Source organism: Solimicrobium silvestre, assembly GCF_002976435.1.
In the GTDB taxonomy this organism is placed as follows: domain Bacteria; phylum Pseudomonadota; class Gammaproteobacteria; order Burkholderiales; family Burkholderiaceae_D; genus Solimicrobium; species Solimicrobium silvestre.
Genome location: NZ_PUGF01000013.1, coordinates 70,757 through 86,664, shown reverse-complemented (window position 1 = coordinate 86,664; position 15,908 = coordinate 70,757). Strand labels below are relative to the sequence as shown.

Genomic DNA, 15,908 nt, shown 5'->3' with positions numbered 1-15,908 from the left:
TTTTAGTGAGTTTGTTGACGTTCTATTGAGAATCGCCGGTGAGTGTGAGGTAATACTCATTGTTTGTCTATACCCTAAATAGGGCATTTTTTAGGAGCTTGGCCATATAAACTAAAAGCCCCTCTTACTGATGAAAAGTAAGAGGGGCTTTGGCTGAGTGAGCAATAAGCTCACATGCTACTAAGACCGCATTTTAAGACCGTATCAAATGATCGAACGCTGATAATGCCGCTTTAGCACCTTCACCAACCGCGATCACAATTTGCTTAAACGGTACAGTGGTGACGTCGCCTGCTGCAAACACGCCCGGTAACGAAGTTTGGCCGCGTGCATCAACAATGATTTCGCCGTGCCGTGATAATTCCAGCGTACCCTTGAGCCATTCGGTGTTCGGCACTAAGCCAATTTGCACAAAAACACCCTCGAGTTCGACATGTTTTAATTCGCCGGAAGTTAGGTCTTTAAAATCAATACCGTTTACTTTTTTACCGTCGCCTTTTACTTCAGTGGTTTGTGCGCTGGTATGAACGGTGACGTTAGTTAAGCTACGTAATTTACGCTGTAATACTTCGTCAGCGCGTAATTCTGCGCCAAATTCCAAGAGCGTTACGTGGCTAACCAGACCTGCCAAATCAATCGCGGCTTCTACGCCGGAATTACCGCCGCCGATTACTGCCACGCGCTTGCCTTTAAATAACGGGCCATCGCAGTGCGGGCAATATGCGACGCCATGGTTGCGATATTCACGTTCTCCCGGCACGTTGATCTCACGCCAGCGTGCGCCGGTGGCGATGATCACGGTTTTTGCTTTTAAGGTCGCACCGCTGGCTAATTTGATTTCAGTCAGTGGATTAGCTGCGCTGGCTGGAATGAGTTTTTCAGCGCGCTGCAAATTGATGATGTCAACGTCATAGGTTTTAACGTGCTGCTCTAATGCGGCGGCAAATTTAGGCCCTTCGGTTTCAGTGACTGAAATAAAATTTTCAATCGACATCGTATCTAATACCTGACCGCCAAAACGCTCACCGACCACGCCGGTGCGTATGCCTTTGCGGGCTGAATAAATAGCAGCTGCAGCACCGGCCGGGCCACCGCCGACGACTAATACATCATACGATGCGCTCGCATCAAGTTTTTCAGCAGTGCGTTTTTCTAGGCCGCTGTCTAATTTAGCTAAAATTTCTTCGATACTGAGGCGGCCCTGATCAAAAACTTTACCGTTTAAGAAAATGGTTGGCACGGCCATAACCTGGCGTTGTTCCACTTCCTCTTGAAATAACGCGCCATCAATCACAACCGAACGTATCCGTGGATTTAATACCGCCATCAAGTTTAATGACTGCACCACTTCCGGACAGTTTTGGCAGGTTAAGGAAATATAGGTTTCAAACTGATAGTCGCCATCCAATTGCACAATTTGTTCAATCACAGCCGTATCCACTTTAGGTGGATGTCCGCCGGTTTGCAGCAAGGCTAATACCAGCGAGGTAAATTCATGCCCCATCGGGATGCCGGCAAAGCGGATGCCGACTTCGCCTTGTTCTTTATGCAGGCGGTTAATGCTAAACGACGGTGCGCGCAGGGTGGCGTCAGTGCTTATCGTTAGCGTAATTTGGTTGGATAAACTCACAATGTCGTCGAGCAAAGCACGCATGTCGCGTGAAACATCGCTGTTATCAAGGGTTGCCACTAGCTCGATAGGTTGCGTTACTTTTTCCAGATACGCTTTTAATTGAGTCTTCAGAGTGCTATCTAACATAATGTGCTCCTTTTTTTACTAGTCCTGCGGGGTTGCTGGGCATGCAGTGCTGCATGCCCATTTCATCGCGCTACTTAATTACATCTTGCTGCGAGATTGCGTTTTACAGATCAAACTTTACTGATTAAATCTTACCGATCAAATCTAATGAAGGCGTTAATGTATGCGCGCCTGGTGTCCATTTAGCTGGGCAAACTTCGTTTGGATGGCTGGCAACGTATTGAGCAGCTTGTACTTTACGCAGCAATTCTTTAGCGTCGCGACCAATACCGTTGTCATGCACTTCCATTACTTTAATGTGGCCTTCAGGGTTCACAACAAAAGTACCGCGCAGAGCCAAACCTTCTTCTTCAATCAGCACTTCAAAATTGCGTGACAACGCCAAAGTTGGATCAGCCACCATTGGGTAGTTAATTTTGCGGATAGTGTCGGAAGTGTCGTGCCATGCTTTGTGGGCGAAATGCGTGTCAGTTGAAACGCTGTAGATTTCTACGCCCAGTTTTTGGAATTCAGCATAATGATCTGCTAAGTCACCCAATTCAGTCGGGCAAACAAAGGTGAAATCGGCTGGATAAAATACAAAAACAGACCATTTACCTTTTAATGTTTCATTACTAACTGGAACGAATTTGCCATTGTGGTATGCGGTTGCATTGAATGGTTTGATTTCAGTGTTAATTAAAGACATGATGAATTCCTTTTCAAGTTGTGGTGAGGAGTAAGAATAGTAGGACATTCGGCTAAATTAGTAAAATTGATTAATTGAATTGAGTTGATTGTTTTTAACTATCGATAGTGTGTTTCTTATAAATATTTGTAAAAATGTTGAATTTCATAAAGTAGTTGTCGCGAGGAAAAATCAATCGCGTATTATGTGGCGTAATTTAGAAGTTCAAATTATTAGGTGACATAGCTGTATGGTAATCGCGCGTCATAACAATTCCGTGATGTGTGGAGGCAAGTAGATGTTTGTAAATTTAGATGTACGCACCATTTATTTAGTGCTTGCTGTGCTGAGTATTACTCAAGCCTTGCTCATGTTTTACGTGCGTCAAGTACATAATAATTCGAGCTATGTTGCTGAATGGGCGCGCGGTAATGCGCTGGTTGCATTGGGATTGTGTTTAGTGGTCGTGAGCGAAATCGTTGCGCCAGCCTTACTTTCCACGTTATCTTATTTGCTCATCATCTGGGGCACGATGCATATAGCCTTTGGTGTGGCGCTGGTTTCCGGGAAGCGCCCTATGCGGCGTCTGTTTCAGATAATTTGCGGCATCTTCTACCTGGCTTATTTACTGGCCTATGTTGTTGGTATGCAAGGCGTGGGCGGAATTGTTTTATTTACCATCGCCGCCAGCATTTTTTACGGCTATTCGATTTACTGCTGCTATACCGCGCAACGCGACGAATTACGCGCTAGTTTGTTGTTGGTTGCGGTGATGAGCGGCGCTTATTTAATTAGCGTATATATTCATTTACTCGGCGCGTCTCCAGCCGATTTAAGTAATCCCCTACAAAATTCCATGTGGCACAGCGGCGCTTTAATCGTCAACATGGTGTTAAGTTTTGCGCAAACATTTATGTTGCTGGTTATTACCAGCCATCGTTTGCAAATGGAATTGAAGCAACAAGCAACGCGTGATCCTCTTACCAATGCCTTTAACCGGCGCGCTCTGGCTAAAATGGCGGAACGCGACATTGCCCGCAGTAATCGGCGCGGTACATTAATTAGCGTTTTAATGATCGACGCAGATCATTTTAAGAATATTAACGACACGTTTGGCCACACTATTGGTGACGCCGTTTTGGTGGCGATGGCGAATAAAATTCAAGCAGGGTTGCGGATCGAAGATATCTTGGCGCGCTATGGCGGGGAAGAATTCTTGGTAATGTTGCCAGACACCAGTTTAAAACACGCTTGTGAAGTGGCGGAACGGATACGCGCCGCAATCGCTGATATGGCTCTACCAGAACTGCCGCGCCAATTCAGCGTCAGTATTGGCGTAGCAGAGCGTCAAGGCGTACAGCAAAGTTTTGAAGAGTTGGTTGCCAAGGCCGATCAAGCTTTGTATCAAGCTAAAAATAATGGCCGAAATCAAGTGTTTGCCGGCAAACCAATATCGGCTGCAGTGCCGGAATATAGTGACGAAGAAGGTGTGGCGTTGGCTTGATTTAGCTTGGTTTATTTTTTATGAGAATTTACCCCTTTATTTCGACGATTAATGGCTTGTCTGGCTTATTTAAAATTGCGTATTCGACTAGTGAATAAATAATAAGAATGCGTATTTGCTAGATTAAAACCACTCCCAGATTACTTGGCGGCACTCTATGCATCTGCTAAAGTTCGCCCCATGACTAAATTAACCCTAGACCGTATCCTGCAATCGCAGGGCTTTGGTACCAGAAAATGGTGCCGGAGCTTAATTGCTGATGGCGAAATTCGCATCGGCGGACAAGTAATTACCGATTACCGCACTAGTTTTGATCCGACCGGCTTGGAATTTGAGCTGTTTGATGAAGTGTGGCGTTATCGTGAGCACGTTTATATTGCGCTCAATAAGCCCGCCAATTTTGAATGTTCGCGCAAGCCTAGCCATCACCCAGGCGTACTCACTTTATTATCCGAGCAATGCAGTTGGCGTGACGTGCAGCCCGTCGGGCGGTTGGATCATGACACGACTGGCTTGTTGTTGATGTCGGACGACGGCGCGTTCATTCATGCGCAATCTTCCCCTAAACGCCATGTTCCTAAAGTGTATCTGGCAACGACCCAAGAGCCGGTTACCGATGAATTGGTTGCGCAATTATTAGCTGGCGTGCAATTACACGACGAACCTGAGCCGCTGATGGCGTTGGTCTGCAAAAAAGTAGCTGAAAACCAGTGCGAGATCGTGTTGGAGCAGGGTAAATATCATCAAGTAAAGCGCATGTTAGCCGCTGCAGGCAACCATTGTGCAGCGCTGCAGCGGGTTGCCGTTGGTAACTTAACGCTGGCTGAGCTTGGTTTGGAAGAGGGTGAATGGTGTTATTTAGAGGAACATCATTTGGCGTTGCTGGTGCCAAGAGTGGATTAATACACCGTAAGTGATTTATTATTTTTATGTGTGCTAACGCATAGAACTCGCTGATCCAACCAATTAAGCTAACTATAAATATCCCGGTGCTGCAAAGTGAGCTTGTGGATCAATTTTTAGTTAGCTAAATTGGAGGCTATCATGCCAACAAAAGAACAAATTCGTTTTTATATGCAAGAACGACAGATTGAAAAGTTACCACCGCCATCTACGGCTGAAATACGCCGTCGCTTAGGATGGGATTTGATCGCTGATAGCAGGGTAAAGCTAAAAATTCGGAATGTAAAAATCACCTGATCAACGGCAAGATCGGAGCTTGAACAGTGTGAGCTCGTGTTCATCCGAAACCTCGAGCGCGATGATTATCTCAGCGATTATTCTCTTAACAGCAATTTGCCTCAGAGTAAAAGATCATCTCTGGGCGATCTTTTATTCTGAGTACAGCTCTCGCTGCCGTCTCACTCCCGCAAGCCATTATTGTGCAATGCAGCATAATATGTGTGATACTGCATAAACCGCACGAGGCTTAATTGATTTAGATATATCTTTTGGGGGTAAATGATGAAAGATAGCTTAAGTAGCAAGTTGCCGTACAACTTGAAAGACGCTAAGCAAATTATATGGCGACGCACATGGAATAAGCCAGCAGCGCGGTTCTTGGGCACGTTTCTGGGACTCAAGCAACGATTTTTCAACACGGTGCTGAGGCGCAAGAATGAGTTAGACGACTTGGGCCAAAGCCAATTCTTAAATGATTCTTTCACGAATTTTTCCGGCAGCTTGCGTTACCATTTATTTATCCCGTCAAATCACCATGCTGGCATGTCGTTATTGGTGATGCTGCATGGCTGTAATCAAGATGCGGAAATTTTTTCTGTTGGAACGCGCATGAATGAGCATGCCGAACAACTCGGTTTCATGGTGCTGTATCCAGCGCAATCGGGCGCGGCAAATGCAAATAAATGCTGGAACTGGTTTAAGTCAGCCAATCAATATCGAAACATGGGTGAACCTGCAGTAATCGCCGGGATGACCAAAAAAATCATGAGGGAATATGCAATAAATTCACGCAAAGTGTATATTGCCGGCCTATCTTCAGGCGCGGCAATGGCCTATATTGTGGGTAGTGTGTATGCGGATATTTTTGCTGCCATTGGTGTACATTCAGGTTTGTTATATCGTGGCGTGAACAACATTTTTTCGGCGCTGGCAGCGATGAAAGCAGGTTCTGAGCAGGCCGGTCAAACTAGTGAAATAACTGAGCAAGAATTAGCCCCACGCATCACTCAGCCTTTGATTATTTTTCATGGCGATAATGATCAGGTAGTCCATGCGCAAAACGCTATCGACTTGATGGCGTATCATCATCAGCAAGAATTTTTTAAGCAACACAGTCATCACGAGTCCGAAAAAAATTACAGCCATACGCGCACGATTTATAAGGATGCGAATGGCGCAGACCTGGCTGAAAAATGGATAATTCATGGCGCGGGTCATGCTTGGTCTGGTGGGTGCGTTGACGGTAATTTTACTGACCCAAAGGGACCGGATGCCAGCTTTGAAATGTTGCGATTTTTTATGAAGCTGACATAAGTTTAGTTTGATTTTCAAGCCGGAGATAAATGGAATGCAATAACTTATGCGCCGAATTAGTATCACGCGTGCTAAGGCGTTAGAACCACTTTGGGTACGATGATTTCAATAATGGTGCCACGTGGCGATGCCATCTTTACGTTGATCTGCCCGCCGAATATACCCGTGACAATATTGTAGGCGATTGTCATCCCAAGTCCATTGGTGCCTTGCCCCATTTGGGTCTTAAAAAATGGTTCAACCATGCGCTCCAGAACCTGCGGCTCCATAAGTGAAAGTATTCTGCAAATTCTTGAATAAGAAGCAAATCCAGTAAAGTTTCGCACCCCTAAAGAATAAATTCTTGAATGAGTGCCCCAACAGTTGCTCGTTTATCCGCACGTTACTTGAACTTTGCAGTGCAGGATTCTTTCGGTCTCTTTTTCATTCCTTGTCTTTAATAATTAATTTAACATTAACTATGGAAGACTAAATTTCAGGGAAAGTCCGGTATCTTAATTGTTGGAAAGAGAAGCAAAATCAGGAAAAACTGGCAGTATAAAATCAATACGATTATTCATACCTGGCGGACACCACCAATCAGACCATAACTCCAACCCGCGACTGTGCGGCCAAGTTGGAATGGCACCTACCAAACCCAAGCAATTAAAAGAATGGCTTCGATAGTCATCGCATGCTCCCATGTTGAATTTGTTTGAGTTAAGCACATCTTTACTTTGTTGTTTCAATATTAGCTGCACATCTGTGCGTTGTCGTACAGATGTGCGGGATTTATCCGTGTAAAAAGTATCAGACAGATAGTGATTAACTAAGTGCTACCCGCAAAGATGATTGTGCCAATTCATAAAATAAACTAACGCTGCTTTCTTTAGTCGTAACGTTTTAATAATGGATATTGTCGCTAAAGGCGAAGTCGTTGACCGGTTATATGGAAATAAAAAATGGAATCGAGCAAATTGTTTCGGTACGAACTAATTAAAAACTACGTAGCTCTGTACGCCAAAAAAGACGTAGATGGTTTGATTGTTTTATGGGAGATGATGGCGGTTGAAATCGTTGCTCTCGTTGGCGAAGGTGGTTTTAAATTACTTTATGAAAGATGTATCAGCCTTACTCAGGTAACTTTCCCTTGGCTAGTGGTCGGCCCACCTTTGCCACAGAATGGTCGCCGCTTCGTCGAATTACGATTGCGCTTTGAAGAACAATCGATCGCGCAAACCAACGCGGCAAATAATCAGCTTCTAATCACGTTTACGGACCTTCTGGCTTCACTAATTGGTGAGCAGATAACTGTAGTCATCTTACATACTGCTATGGGTAATAGTAAAACCGAAAATAATAGTACCAAGGAGTTAGAAAATGAATGAGAAGGTAAAAATACGCCGACTTAAAACGGGCGTACCCGGTCTGGATAATTTGATGGGCGGAGGTCTGCCGGAATTTTCGTTTAACCTGATTGCAGGTTCCCCCGGAAGTGGCAAAACTACGCTTGCTCACCAGATTATGTTCGCGTTGGCAACTCCCGCCAGTCCGGCATTATTCTTTACAGTGCTCGGCGAACCAACGTTAAAGATGCTTCGATATCAGCAGCAATTTCCTTTTTTTGATCCCGAAAAAATCAAAAAATCCATCCATTACTTCAACTTGTCGACAGAGCTCGTGAATGGTAATTTTGATCGCGTTTTAGAGCGAATTATTGAAGAAGTGAAGAATTATTCTCCCGGCCTTGTTTTTGTGGATTCATTCCGTTCCATTGTTCATTCTGTGATGAACAAGACGGAAGGAGAAGCAGCATTGGAGCGATTCGTACAGCAGCTGGGTGTGCATTTGGCGACTTGGCAGGCTACCTCTTTTTTAATCGGTGAATATTTAATTCCAGAATCAGAGTCGAGCCCCGTCTTTACTATTGCCGATGGTATTTTATGGCTGGCGCAGAATTTACACCGCAATTCACTCGTGCGCAAGATTCAAGTGGTCAAGATTCGAGGCCAGGCCCAGGCGCCAGGTCTGCATACGTTTCGTATTAATAATGATGGAGTTCAGATTTATCCACGAGCGATTGTGAATGCCGGTGCAGCGACTGACTCAACAACCGGTGTACCGGCTGAAGAGGAGCGTGTCACGATGGGCGTACCCGGTCTGGATGACATGCTTGGCGGCGGCTTACCGACAGGCTATTCACTACTTGTGGTAGGGCCATCTGGTTCTGGAAAAACAATATTGGCGACGGAGTTTATTGCTGAGGGTGCACGCAAGGGTGAAACGAGCGTGATCGCGGCATTTGAGAAAAGCCCGAGTCAACTGCTCAGCAATAAGCTCAATGCGCTGATCAAGGCCGGGCAAGTTGGTGTAATCGAAACGCGTGCCCTGGATTTATCGATTGATCAAACTTTGCATGATTTGATTGCCATGATTACTCGAATGAAGGCCAAACGTGTCGTCATTGATTCTTTGTCTGGATTTGAATTAGCGCTCGCACCGGAATTCCAGGAAGATTTTCGCGGATCGCTGTATAGGATGATTGCTGAATTGACTGGTTTGGGCGTGACCATATTCATGACTTCGGAACTCGAAGATCGCTACACCGATTTGCGCTTCAGTCCCTTTGGGAGTGCGTTTCTAGCCGACGCGATTATCGTGCAGCGTTATATTGAAATCGAAGGTGAGTTCAAACGCGCCATTTCAGTGGTTAAGGTGCGTGGCAGTCAGCACAGTAAGCAGATTCGGTTGTTTGACGTTACAGACGATGGCATTATGCTTGGAGCTCCTTTATCTGACTATGCCGGAATCATGACGGGCCGTCCCAGGCTTACTTCGGAACTAGTGCAGCCAGATGGTGGAAAACGGCGATGAGCATCGATGACAATGGCCTGACCTCTCATCGCGAACACTCAGACCAATCAAATGTGACAAGCCTGCACAAAGGTGCCTCGCCACCCGTTGATGAGCAAAATATCACGAGCAGGGAAAGTGCGGTCGTTGACGACGAGATTGCTGTTCGAGACCGGGAGAAATTGGCTTCCTCTCGGGAAGATGCCGCTCATTTGCGAGAAAATGCGATCGGTTTGCGGGAAGACGCTGCGCATATGCGCGAACGAACGGCACTAGCGCGTGAAAGAGAAGCCCGTGTTCGGGAAAGTGCGGTAACGTTGCGTGAACAGGAAATCTGCGGACCCGGGCCATCCAGTGACCACTCGATTGTCTTGAGACAAGCAAACGAACATCTAGTTATTGCTGCCATTGAATCGCAGAAATTAGTCGAAATAGTTCAAACAGCGAAAATGGAGCTGGATCATTTGGCACATCACGATGTCCTCACTGATTTACCCAATCGAATATTGCTGCTGGATCGACTTACCCAGGCGATTGAGCTGGCCCGTCGTCAAGGAAAACAGCTCGCGGTAATGTTTTTAGATCTGGATCATTTTAAATACATCAATGACTCATTGGGCCATACGGTTGGCGATTTATTGTTGCAATCGATTGCGCATCTACTCGTTGCTTGCGTGCGCAATTCAGACACAGTAAGTCGCCAGGGCGGAGATGAATTTGTCTTATTGCTTCCGTCTATCGAGCACGTAAATGACGCAGCACATTGCGCACAAAAAATTATTACGGCGTTTACATTGCCTCACTCGATTGATCAGCATAACCTTCATATCAGCGTAAGTATCGGCGTCAGCATTTACCCCGACGACGGTCTCGATGCAGAAACCTTGATCAAGAGTGCGGATACTGCGATGTACCATGCCAAAGAAGGTGGCCGTGAGAATTTTAAATTTTTTAAACAGGAAATGAATGATCGGGCGGTTCAAAGGCAATCCGTCGAAGCAAGCCTTCGACTTGCACTTGAGCGGCAGGAATTTGTACTGTATTACCAGCCGAAAGTAAATTTGCGCAGCGGCGCCATTGTCGGTTGCGAGGCACTCATCCGATGGCAACATCCGGAACGAGGGCTGCTATCCCCGGAGCAATTCGTGTCGATCGCAGAAGACTGTGGATTGATCTTGCCGATTGGTCGCTGGGTGCTGCGCGAAGCTTGTCTTCAGGCTTTAGCTTGGCGGCAGGCCGGCTTACGTCCGATTGTTGTCGCAGTCAATACCTCGGCGCTCGAATTACGTGCGATGGATTTCCTTGAAAATATCCGCGCAACCCTAGTTGAAACGAGCATGGAGCCGCGTTACCTGGAACTCGAATTAACCGAAAGTGTTCTCATGCAAGATGCTGAATCAAGCAATTCTGCACTACTTGCGCTGCATGACTTGGGGGCCAAACTTGCGCTCGATGACTTTGGAACGGGCTATTCCAGCCTGAGTTATCTGAGACGGTTCCCGATCGATACCTTGAAGATCGACCAATCTTTCGTAAACCATATTACTAGTAACAAGGACGATGCCACCATCGTTTGCTCTGTCGTTAGTTTGGGCAAGAGCCTTAACAAGCGAGTCATTGCAGAGGGCGTCGAAACGCAAGAACAGTACGAATTTTTGTTGGCCCAGGAATGTGATGAAGGCCAAGGTTTCTATTTGAGTCGGCCGGTTGTAGCAGCAGCTCTGGCAGCTTTGCTGCAGTCCGGCGTATCACTCCCTGTTTATGATGGTGCTGCATAGCCATTCAGGTGCTTTTTGCTGTCGCTTGAAGGTAATCACGTCAGCGGCCAATCGCCCAGAGCGGCGCAATCGCAGAATACGAAGAGATCAAGAAGACTTTCGAGCCGAATGCGTTGAGTACGATTGGTGACTGGATTAACGCAAGATTTAGTAGAAAGAATCAAAAGGGTTGATTCTTTTTATATCCAAATTAATGACTTGAATTTTTAAAGTGTGACGACCAAACGATCTACATGAAGACCCATTCATCACGAAAGTTCATTTTCGTAAAATACACACCGCTATGTGTGGCGCCGTACGGAAGTTTGCTGCGTTATTGTTTAAATTCAGTGTTGTGAATCGTGTTTTAAACAGTTTCTGAAACGAATGGGAGAGAAAAATGAGCATAGGAATGATACTTCTAATCATCTTGGTGCTGGCCTTAGTGGGCGTAATTCCATCCTGGCCTCACAGCAGAGGATGGGGTTACGGTCCAAGCGGTGGGGTTGGCTTGATATTGGTGATTGTATTGATTTTATTTTTGCTTGGAAGAATATAAAGGAATCACCAGTCGTCGGGAGTCGTCGAATATGAATTGATATTACCTTTATAAGCGAAAAAGACAAATTGCAAGCTTGGCTTAGAGAGGTCGATAAATTACTGAGAAAAATGAACGTTTTGTAACCTGATGTATGTGCGCTTGCAAGAAATGATCATTATGTTCCTGTTAAACCTTATCTCGCCGCATAGTCGGAACGTTTGTGGCGAGTTATCGTCGTTACTCCCTGTTGTTCTGGGATTCAATCTCTACCGGCTAAAGGTGAGCATAAGTGCCTAGCATGCAAAAACCGCCGCCTTCTGTGGTTGAGTCAAGGGAGATGGAAAGGTTGGCTTCAATCTCTCCACCAAACGATGCGAGCGAGACGGAAAATACGCAAGCGGAAGAAGTGCACAACAAGAATTTCTCTCCGCGCACTTTGCGCATACATCTTTTAAAGCATGGCTGGGCATTGACAACTGTCGGTATAGTCGCCTTCGTATTTGCCTTGAGTTTCTCCCAAAAATTTCTAATACCCTTAATTTTTTCAATTTTTATTGCATATACGTTAAACCCGCTAGTCTGCGCACTTGAACGTCTTAAATTGCCTCGCATAGTGGCGACATCGATGCTAATCGGCGGCATCATGCTGGCGACAGGTATGCATGTTAATTTGTTGATTGCGGAATTCGATTCAATACTTGTGCAATTACCCGCCGTAACACACAGGCTATCTGTCGAACTGACAAACGGTCGATATGGTCAAGCGACGTTAATTGAAAAGGTGCAGGACGCAGCGACGGAATTAGAGAGGGCCACCACCGAGGCTGCCGGAAATAAGGTGGAGCTGCGCAGATTAGCGCCAACCGATCAATCCGTTATCAAATTGAGAGAGTGGCTGTTCCTGGGCTCAATGAGTCTGCTTGGTTTTCTTGGACAAGCAACGATGGTCTTGTTTTTGGTATTTTTTCTATTGTTGTCCGGCGATATGTTCAAACGTAAACTGGTTAAGTTGGCCGGGCCAACTTTGCATAAGAAAAAAATAACCGTATTAATTTTGAACCATATCAATACATCCATTCAGCGATATATGTTCATGCTTCTGGTGACCAATTCGCTGGTCGGTATTCTCAGCTGGATTGCCTTCAAAATAATTGGCGTAGACAACGCCGGCGCATGGGCGCTCACCAGCAGTTTTTTGCATGTCATTCCCTATTTCGGTACTGTATTGATCGCGGTTGTTACGGGTCTCGCGGCATTTATGCAATTCAATTCGCTCTCAACTGCTTTCATGGTCGCTGGCGTTTCTCTGGGTATTACTACTTTTGTGGGCGTGTTCGTTACTACATGGATGACAGGGAGAATCGCCAAAATGAATCCTGCCGGCGTATTTATCGCACTGCTCTTTTGGGGCTGGCTATGGGGAGCCTGGGGCTTGTTGCTCGGCATACCTATCATCGTGTTGGTCAAGGTCGTATCGGAGCATATTGAGGGGATGGAAGCCATTACAGAGCTGTTGGGTAATTGAAAGCGTCAAAAATTCCTGCTTAACGTTTCCATATTTTTCTGTTGCCGTCCGATAAGCCTGGCCTTTATTGTGAGCAATAGGCATGACCATGCTAGCGTGATTGAGCGAGCAGTCATGAAAGTGTAAGTATGCGAGTACAACACAGGTGTTCTCGCAAGTACGGTACGGTAGCGAACAGACGGGATATTTTTTTGCGCTCAGTCTTTGCAATAGCCCGTCACCGACAAGAAGGAGGGATATCGTGGCCTACGCGTTCGAAATTACATGTATTGCTACCCTACCAAACGCAAGGCTTGCGGTCTTCGATGGGAAATTGATGCAAGGCTGTATAACGACGAATTCGATAGCTGATCTGGTGCATGGCAGCGAGCATTTTCCGTTGCATGTAAAGGGTGTCATTCTAGAATTGGCAAAGAATCAGTGCAACATCTTGAGTTTAACTTTTGAGCTTGACCAAAAAGCATTGGCTATTGCCGCTGTTGGTGACTGGTTAATTTGCGACTGATTCTCGTGCATTTCGACTACCGTATCCGTAAAAAATAATAAGTATCAGGAGAAGCTCGCTTGCTTGATTCTGCTCTAATTACTTTGCCATGGATCGCTATGGTTGCAACGCTGATTGCCGCATGGCTTGTTGCGTCTCAGTCGAAACGAAAGCGAAGTTTAGGGTTTTGGTGTTTTATCCTGAGCAATGCATTATGGGTGCTTTGGGGTTGGCACGATGGTGCCTATGCGCTCATTGGATTACAGATCGGGTTGTTTTTTCTGAATTTAAGGGCTGTTCGAAAGAACGAGCCTGTTTCAGCAAAGATTGGCGTTTCTAAACAATGAACGTTCGATTTAACAGTTATTGAGTGTCGATTAGTGGGTTGGAGCCCGGCGCTTACAACTATCCTTGCGTTAAATATTATTGTGATATGACGACATCGCATTGGCTATCAATAGCCGCTTTCACAAGACGCTTTATGCAGTGAAAATGCACAAAATTAAATTTCTTTATGTGTGCTGACGTACTTACTTGCGTATAAATATATGCCATTCTTTTACCTCATAAAGGGAGGCGACACATCGACCGAATAGTGTAGTCGTTCCAGACCTGGAGAATACAATGCAAAAAACCGTCGCTGAGCTTTTGGTTGCTACCCTACACGAAATTGGTGTCCGTCAGATTTTTGGTGTGGTGGGTGACGCACTTAATCCGTTGACCGACGCCATACGACGACATGGGGGAATGCAATGGATAGGTGTAAGACATGAAGAGGGAGCCGCGCTCGCTGCCGCAGGCCAAGCTAAATTGACCGGCAAGCTCGCGGTTTGTTGCGGTACCACTGGCCCAGGCGCCAACCACCTGATCGCGGGATTATATGAGGCGCACAAAGATCATGCTCCGGTACTGGCAATCTCCGGTGGCGTACCGGCTACCCAACGGGGCAACGACTATCTGCAGGAAAATACCCCCGATTTGCTGTTTCGTGACGTCACCGTCTATACGCAAACGCTTGCTAACCCAGATCAGGCTTCCCATGTATTTCATCAGGCGATCGCCCATGCTTACGGCATGCGCGGGGTCTCCCATTTAAATATTCCACCGGAAGTGTTTGCGGCAAAAACCGGTGCAAAAATGGCGAGCCTTGCCACATTGCGTGAATCTCCCGAAATGGCGGCTGATCCGAAGGATGTGACCGAGGCAGTCCGTTTGATCGGTCACTCTGCGAACATCGCAATTTTTGCCGGCGCCGGCTGCCGCTCTGCGATACCGCAAGTGCTGCAATTGGCAGAGCGTTTGCAGTCTCCCATCATGCATACATTCCGTGCCAAAGATATGGTGGCTTACAACCACCCTCACTGGATAGGAGGGGTCGGATTAATTGGTGGGGCACCGGGTGTCGACGCCCTGCAGGATGCGGAGTTGGTTCTGATGCTGGGATCGGATTATCCGTATACCGAGTTTTTACCCGAAAACGGCAAAGTCATTCAAATCGACTTGCGACCGGAAGTTCTTGGACGTCGCACCGGGGTGCAATTGGGCATTGTCGGCGCGATAAAACCGACAATTACGCAATTGCTTGAACAATTACCGCAACGGAAAGATGGTGATTTTTTGCAGAAAGTTACTGCTGCGCGCAAAAAATGGGACCAGATGCTGGATAAAAAAGCGCTGTTGAGGGAGAGTTTGGAACATATCAATCCACAGGCGTTGGTACGAGGCATCAGTCGTTTTGCGCAAAGCGACGCCACTTTCATCGTCGATACCGGGATCGTGACGCTGTGGTGCGGCAATTGGTTACAGCAGTCCGGTCAACAGCGGATTTTAGCGTCATTCAATAATGCGGCAGTCGGCACCAGCTTAGGGCAGGCAAATGGCGTACAGGCACTTAATCGCGACAAGCAGGTCATTGTTGCGGTAGGTGACGGTGGATTTACCATGCTGCTGGGTGAGTTTATGACCAGCGTAGAACATCACTTACCAGTGAAAGTGATTGTTTTCAATAATAAAGAATGGGGTCTCGTCCACCTTGAAATGGAAGTGGCTGGCTTACCCGCACATAAAGGAAGCAAATTCCCTAATATCGATTTTGCCGCATTTGCAAAAGCTTGTGGCGTATCAGGATTTACGGTACAGAATTCAGGTGACCTAGAAAGCGGGTTAAATCAATTATTTGCAGTAACTGGCCCTGCGGTGTTGAATGTATTTATTGATCCAGCAGAATTGCCCTCTATGCCGCATATTCACATTGATCAAGTATGGCGATTTGGGCTGGCGCGGGTAAAAGAAGCCATACTTTCGATCCGCGACAAATGAATAAAACGCGAAAGTTACGTTAAA

Annotated in this window: 15 protein-coding genes; 12 read left to right on the top strand and 3 right to left on the bottom strand. The window is 46.3% G+C overall.

Going from position 1 to position 15,908, the window contains the following annotated elements:
- Positions 1-193: 193 nt before the first annotated feature.
- Together ahpF and ahpC are read right to left on the bottom strand one after the other, a co-directional pair.
- Positions 194-1,759, bottom strand: coding sequence for an alkyl hydroperoxide reductase subunit F (gene ahpF, locus S2091_RS14140; RefSeq protein WP_105532589.1), 1,566 nt, complete (start codon positions 1,757-1,759; stop codon positions 194-196).
- A 124-nt stretch (positions 1,760-1,883) separates the two neighbouring features.
- Positions 1,884-2,447: an alkyl hydroperoxide reductase subunit C gene (ahpC, locus tag S2091_RS14135; protein WP_105532588.1), complete on the bottom strand. Its 564-nt coding sequence runs from the start codon at positions 2,445-2,447 to the stop codon at positions 1,884-1,886.
- A gap of 277 nt (positions 2,448-2,724) precedes the next feature.
- On the opposite strand from ahpC, the gene S2091_RS14130 reads away from it, so the two are divergent.
- The 4 genes from S2091_RS14130 (at position 2,725) to S2091_RS14120 (ending at position 6,426) form a co-directional block, all read left to right on the top strand.
- Positions 2,725-3,930 (top strand): GGDEF domain-containing protein, encoded by a 1,206-nt coding sequence (locus S2091_RS14130; protein ID WP_105532587.1) that lies wholly within the window; start codon positions 2,725-2,727, stop codon positions 3,928-3,930.
- 180 nt (positions 3,931-4,110) lie between these two features.
- A complete protein-coding gene (locus tag S2091_RS14125; protein WP_105532586.1) occupies positions 4,111-4,833 on the top strand; it encodes a pseudouridine synthase in 723 nt (240 codons plus the stop codon).
- Between the two features lie 141 nt (positions 4,834-4,974).
- On the top strand, positions 4,975-5,130 hold the full coding sequence (locus S2091_RS24050) for a hypothetical protein (protein WP_165794991.1): 156 nt from the start codon (positions 4,975-4,977) through the stop codon (positions 5,128-5,130).
- Between the two features lie 261 nt (positions 5,131-5,391).
- Positions 5,392-6,426, top strand: coding sequence for an extracellular catalytic domain type 1 short-chain-length polyhydroxyalkanoate depolymerase (locus tag S2091_RS14120; protein WP_105532585.1), 1,035 nt, complete (start codon positions 5,392-5,394; stop codon positions 6,424-6,426).
- Positions 6,427-6,497: 71 nt separating this feature from the next.
- On the opposite strand, the gene S2091_RS14115 is transcribed toward S2091_RS14120, so the two are convergent.
- A complete protein-coding gene (locus S2091_RS14115; RefSeq protein WP_105532584.1) occupies positions 6,498-6,695 on the bottom strand; it encodes an ATP-binding protein in 198 nt (65 codons plus the stop codon).
- Between the two features lie 672 nt (positions 6,696-7,367).
- Here S2091_RS14115 and S2091_RS14110 point away from each other — a divergent pair.
- The 8 genes from S2091_RS14110 to S2091_RS14075 all read left to right on the top strand — a co-directional run bounded on the left by S2091_RS14110 (position 7,368) and on the right by S2091_RS14075 (position 15,884).
- Positions 7,368-7,793, top strand: a complete 426-nt coding sequence (locus S2091_RS14110) for a hypothetical protein (RefSeq protein WP_105532583.1) — start codon at positions 7,368-7,370, stop codon at positions 7,791-7,793.
- Positions 7,786-9,279: an ATPase domain-containing protein gene (locus S2091_RS14105; RefSeq protein ID WP_105532582.1), complete on the top strand. Its 1,494-nt coding sequence runs from the start codon at positions 7,786-7,788 to the stop codon at positions 9,277-9,279. Before S2091_RS14110 ends, S2091_RS14105 begins: the two co-directional genes overlap by 8 nt.
- Positions 9,276-11,036 (top strand): putative bifunctional diguanylate cyclase/phosphodiesterase, encoded by a 1,761-nt coding sequence (locus tag S2091_RS14100; protein ID WP_105532581.1) that lies wholly within the window; start codon positions 9,276-9,278, stop codon positions 11,034-11,036. The genes S2091_RS14105 and S2091_RS14100 overlap by 4 nt, the downstream gene beginning before the upstream one ends.
- A 379-nt stretch (positions 11,037-11,415) precedes the next feature.
- Positions 11,416-11,574, top strand: a complete 159-nt coding sequence (locus S2091_RS14095; RefSeq protein WP_105532580.1) for a DUF3309 family protein — start codon at positions 11,416-11,418, stop codon at positions 11,572-11,574.
- Positions 11,575-11,854: 280 nt separating this feature from the next.
- Positions 11,855-13,081, top strand: a complete 1,227-nt coding sequence (locus tag S2091_RS14090) for an AI-2E family transporter (protein WP_243405434.1) — start codon at positions 11,855-11,857, stop codon at positions 13,079-13,081.
- Between the two features lie 316 nt (positions 13,082-13,397).
- Positions 13,398-13,586 carry a hypothetical protein gene (locus S2091_RS14085; protein ID WP_105532578.1) on the top strand — a complete coding sequence of 63 codons (189 nt, stop codon included), beginning with the start codon at positions 13,398-13,400 and terminating at the stop codon, positions 13,584-13,586.
- Positions 13,587-13,645: 59 nt separating this feature from the next.
- Positions 13,646-13,912 carry a hypothetical protein gene (locus S2091_RS14080; RefSeq protein WP_243405427.1) on the top strand — a complete coding sequence of 89 codons (267 nt, stop codon included), beginning with the start codon at positions 13,646-13,648 and terminating at the stop codon, positions 13,910-13,912.
- Positions 13,913-14,189: 277 nt separating this feature from the next.
- Positions 14,190-15,884, top strand: a complete 1,695-nt coding sequence (locus S2091_RS14075; RefSeq protein WP_105532577.1) for a thiamine pyrophosphate-binding protein — start codon at positions 14,190-14,192, stop codon at positions 15,882-15,884.
- Positions 15,885-15,908 lie beyond the last annotated feature (24 nt).

What these genes read in the sequence shown, in the direction of transcription:
- ahpF (WP_105532589.1), bottom strand. Translation starts at nt 1,759, where the DNA reads ATGTTAGATAGCACTCTGAAGACTCAATTAAAAGCGTATCTGGAAAAA.
- S2091_RS14125 (WP_105532586.1), top strand. Translation starts at nt 4,111, where the DNA reads ATGACTAAATTAACCCTAGACCGTATCCTGCAATCGCAGGGCTTTGGT.
- S2091_RS24050 (WP_165794991.1), top strand. Translation starts at nt 4,975, where the DNA reads ATGCCAACAAAAGAACAAATTCGTTTTTATATGCAAGAACGACAGATT.
- S2091_RS14095 (WP_105532580.1), top strand. Translation starts at nt 11,416, where the DNA reads ATGAGCATAGGAATGATACTTCTAATCATCTTGGTGCTGGCCTTAGTG.
- S2091_RS14085 (WP_105532578.1), top strand. Translation starts at nt 13,398, where the DNA reads ATGCAAGGCTGTATAACGACGAATTCGATAGCTGATCTGGTGCATGGC.
- S2091_RS14090 (WP_243405434.1), top strand. Translation starts at nt 11,855, where the DNA reads ATGCAAAAACCGCCGCCTTCTGTGGTTGAGTCAAGGGAGATGGAAAGG.
- S2091_RS14115 (WP_105532584.1), bottom strand. Translation starts at nt 6,695, where the DNA reads ATGGAGCCGCAGGTTCTGGAGCGCATGGTTGAACCATTTTTTAAGACC.
- S2091_RS14100 (WP_105532581.1), top strand. Translation starts at nt 9,276, where the DNA reads ATGAGCATCGATGACAATGGCCTGACCTCTCATCGCGAACACTCAGAC.
- S2091_RS14130 (WP_105532587.1), top strand. Translation starts at nt 2,725, where the DNA reads ATGTTTGTAAATTTAGATGTACGCACCATTTATTTAGTGCTTGCTGTG.
- S2091_RS14110 (WP_105532583.1), top strand. Translation starts at nt 7,368, where the DNA reads ATGGAATCGAGCAAATTGTTTCGGTACGAACTAATTAAAAACTACGTA.
- S2091_RS14075 (WP_105532577.1), top strand. Translation starts at nt 14,190, where the DNA reads ATGCAAAAAACCGTCGCTGAGCTTTTGGTTGCTACCCTACACGAAATT.
- S2091_RS14120 (WP_105532585.1), top strand. Translation starts at nt 5,392, where the DNA reads ATGATGAAAGATAGCTTAAGTAGCAAGTTGCCGTACAACTTGAAAGAC.
- S2091_RS14105 (WP_105532582.1), top strand. Translation starts at nt 7,786, where the DNA reads ATGAATGAGAAGGTAAAAATACGCCGACTTAAAACGGGCGTACCCGGT.
- ahpC (WP_105532588.1), bottom strand. Translation starts at nt 2,447, where the DNA reads ATGTCTTTAATTAACACTGAAATCAAACCATTCAATGCAACCGCATAC.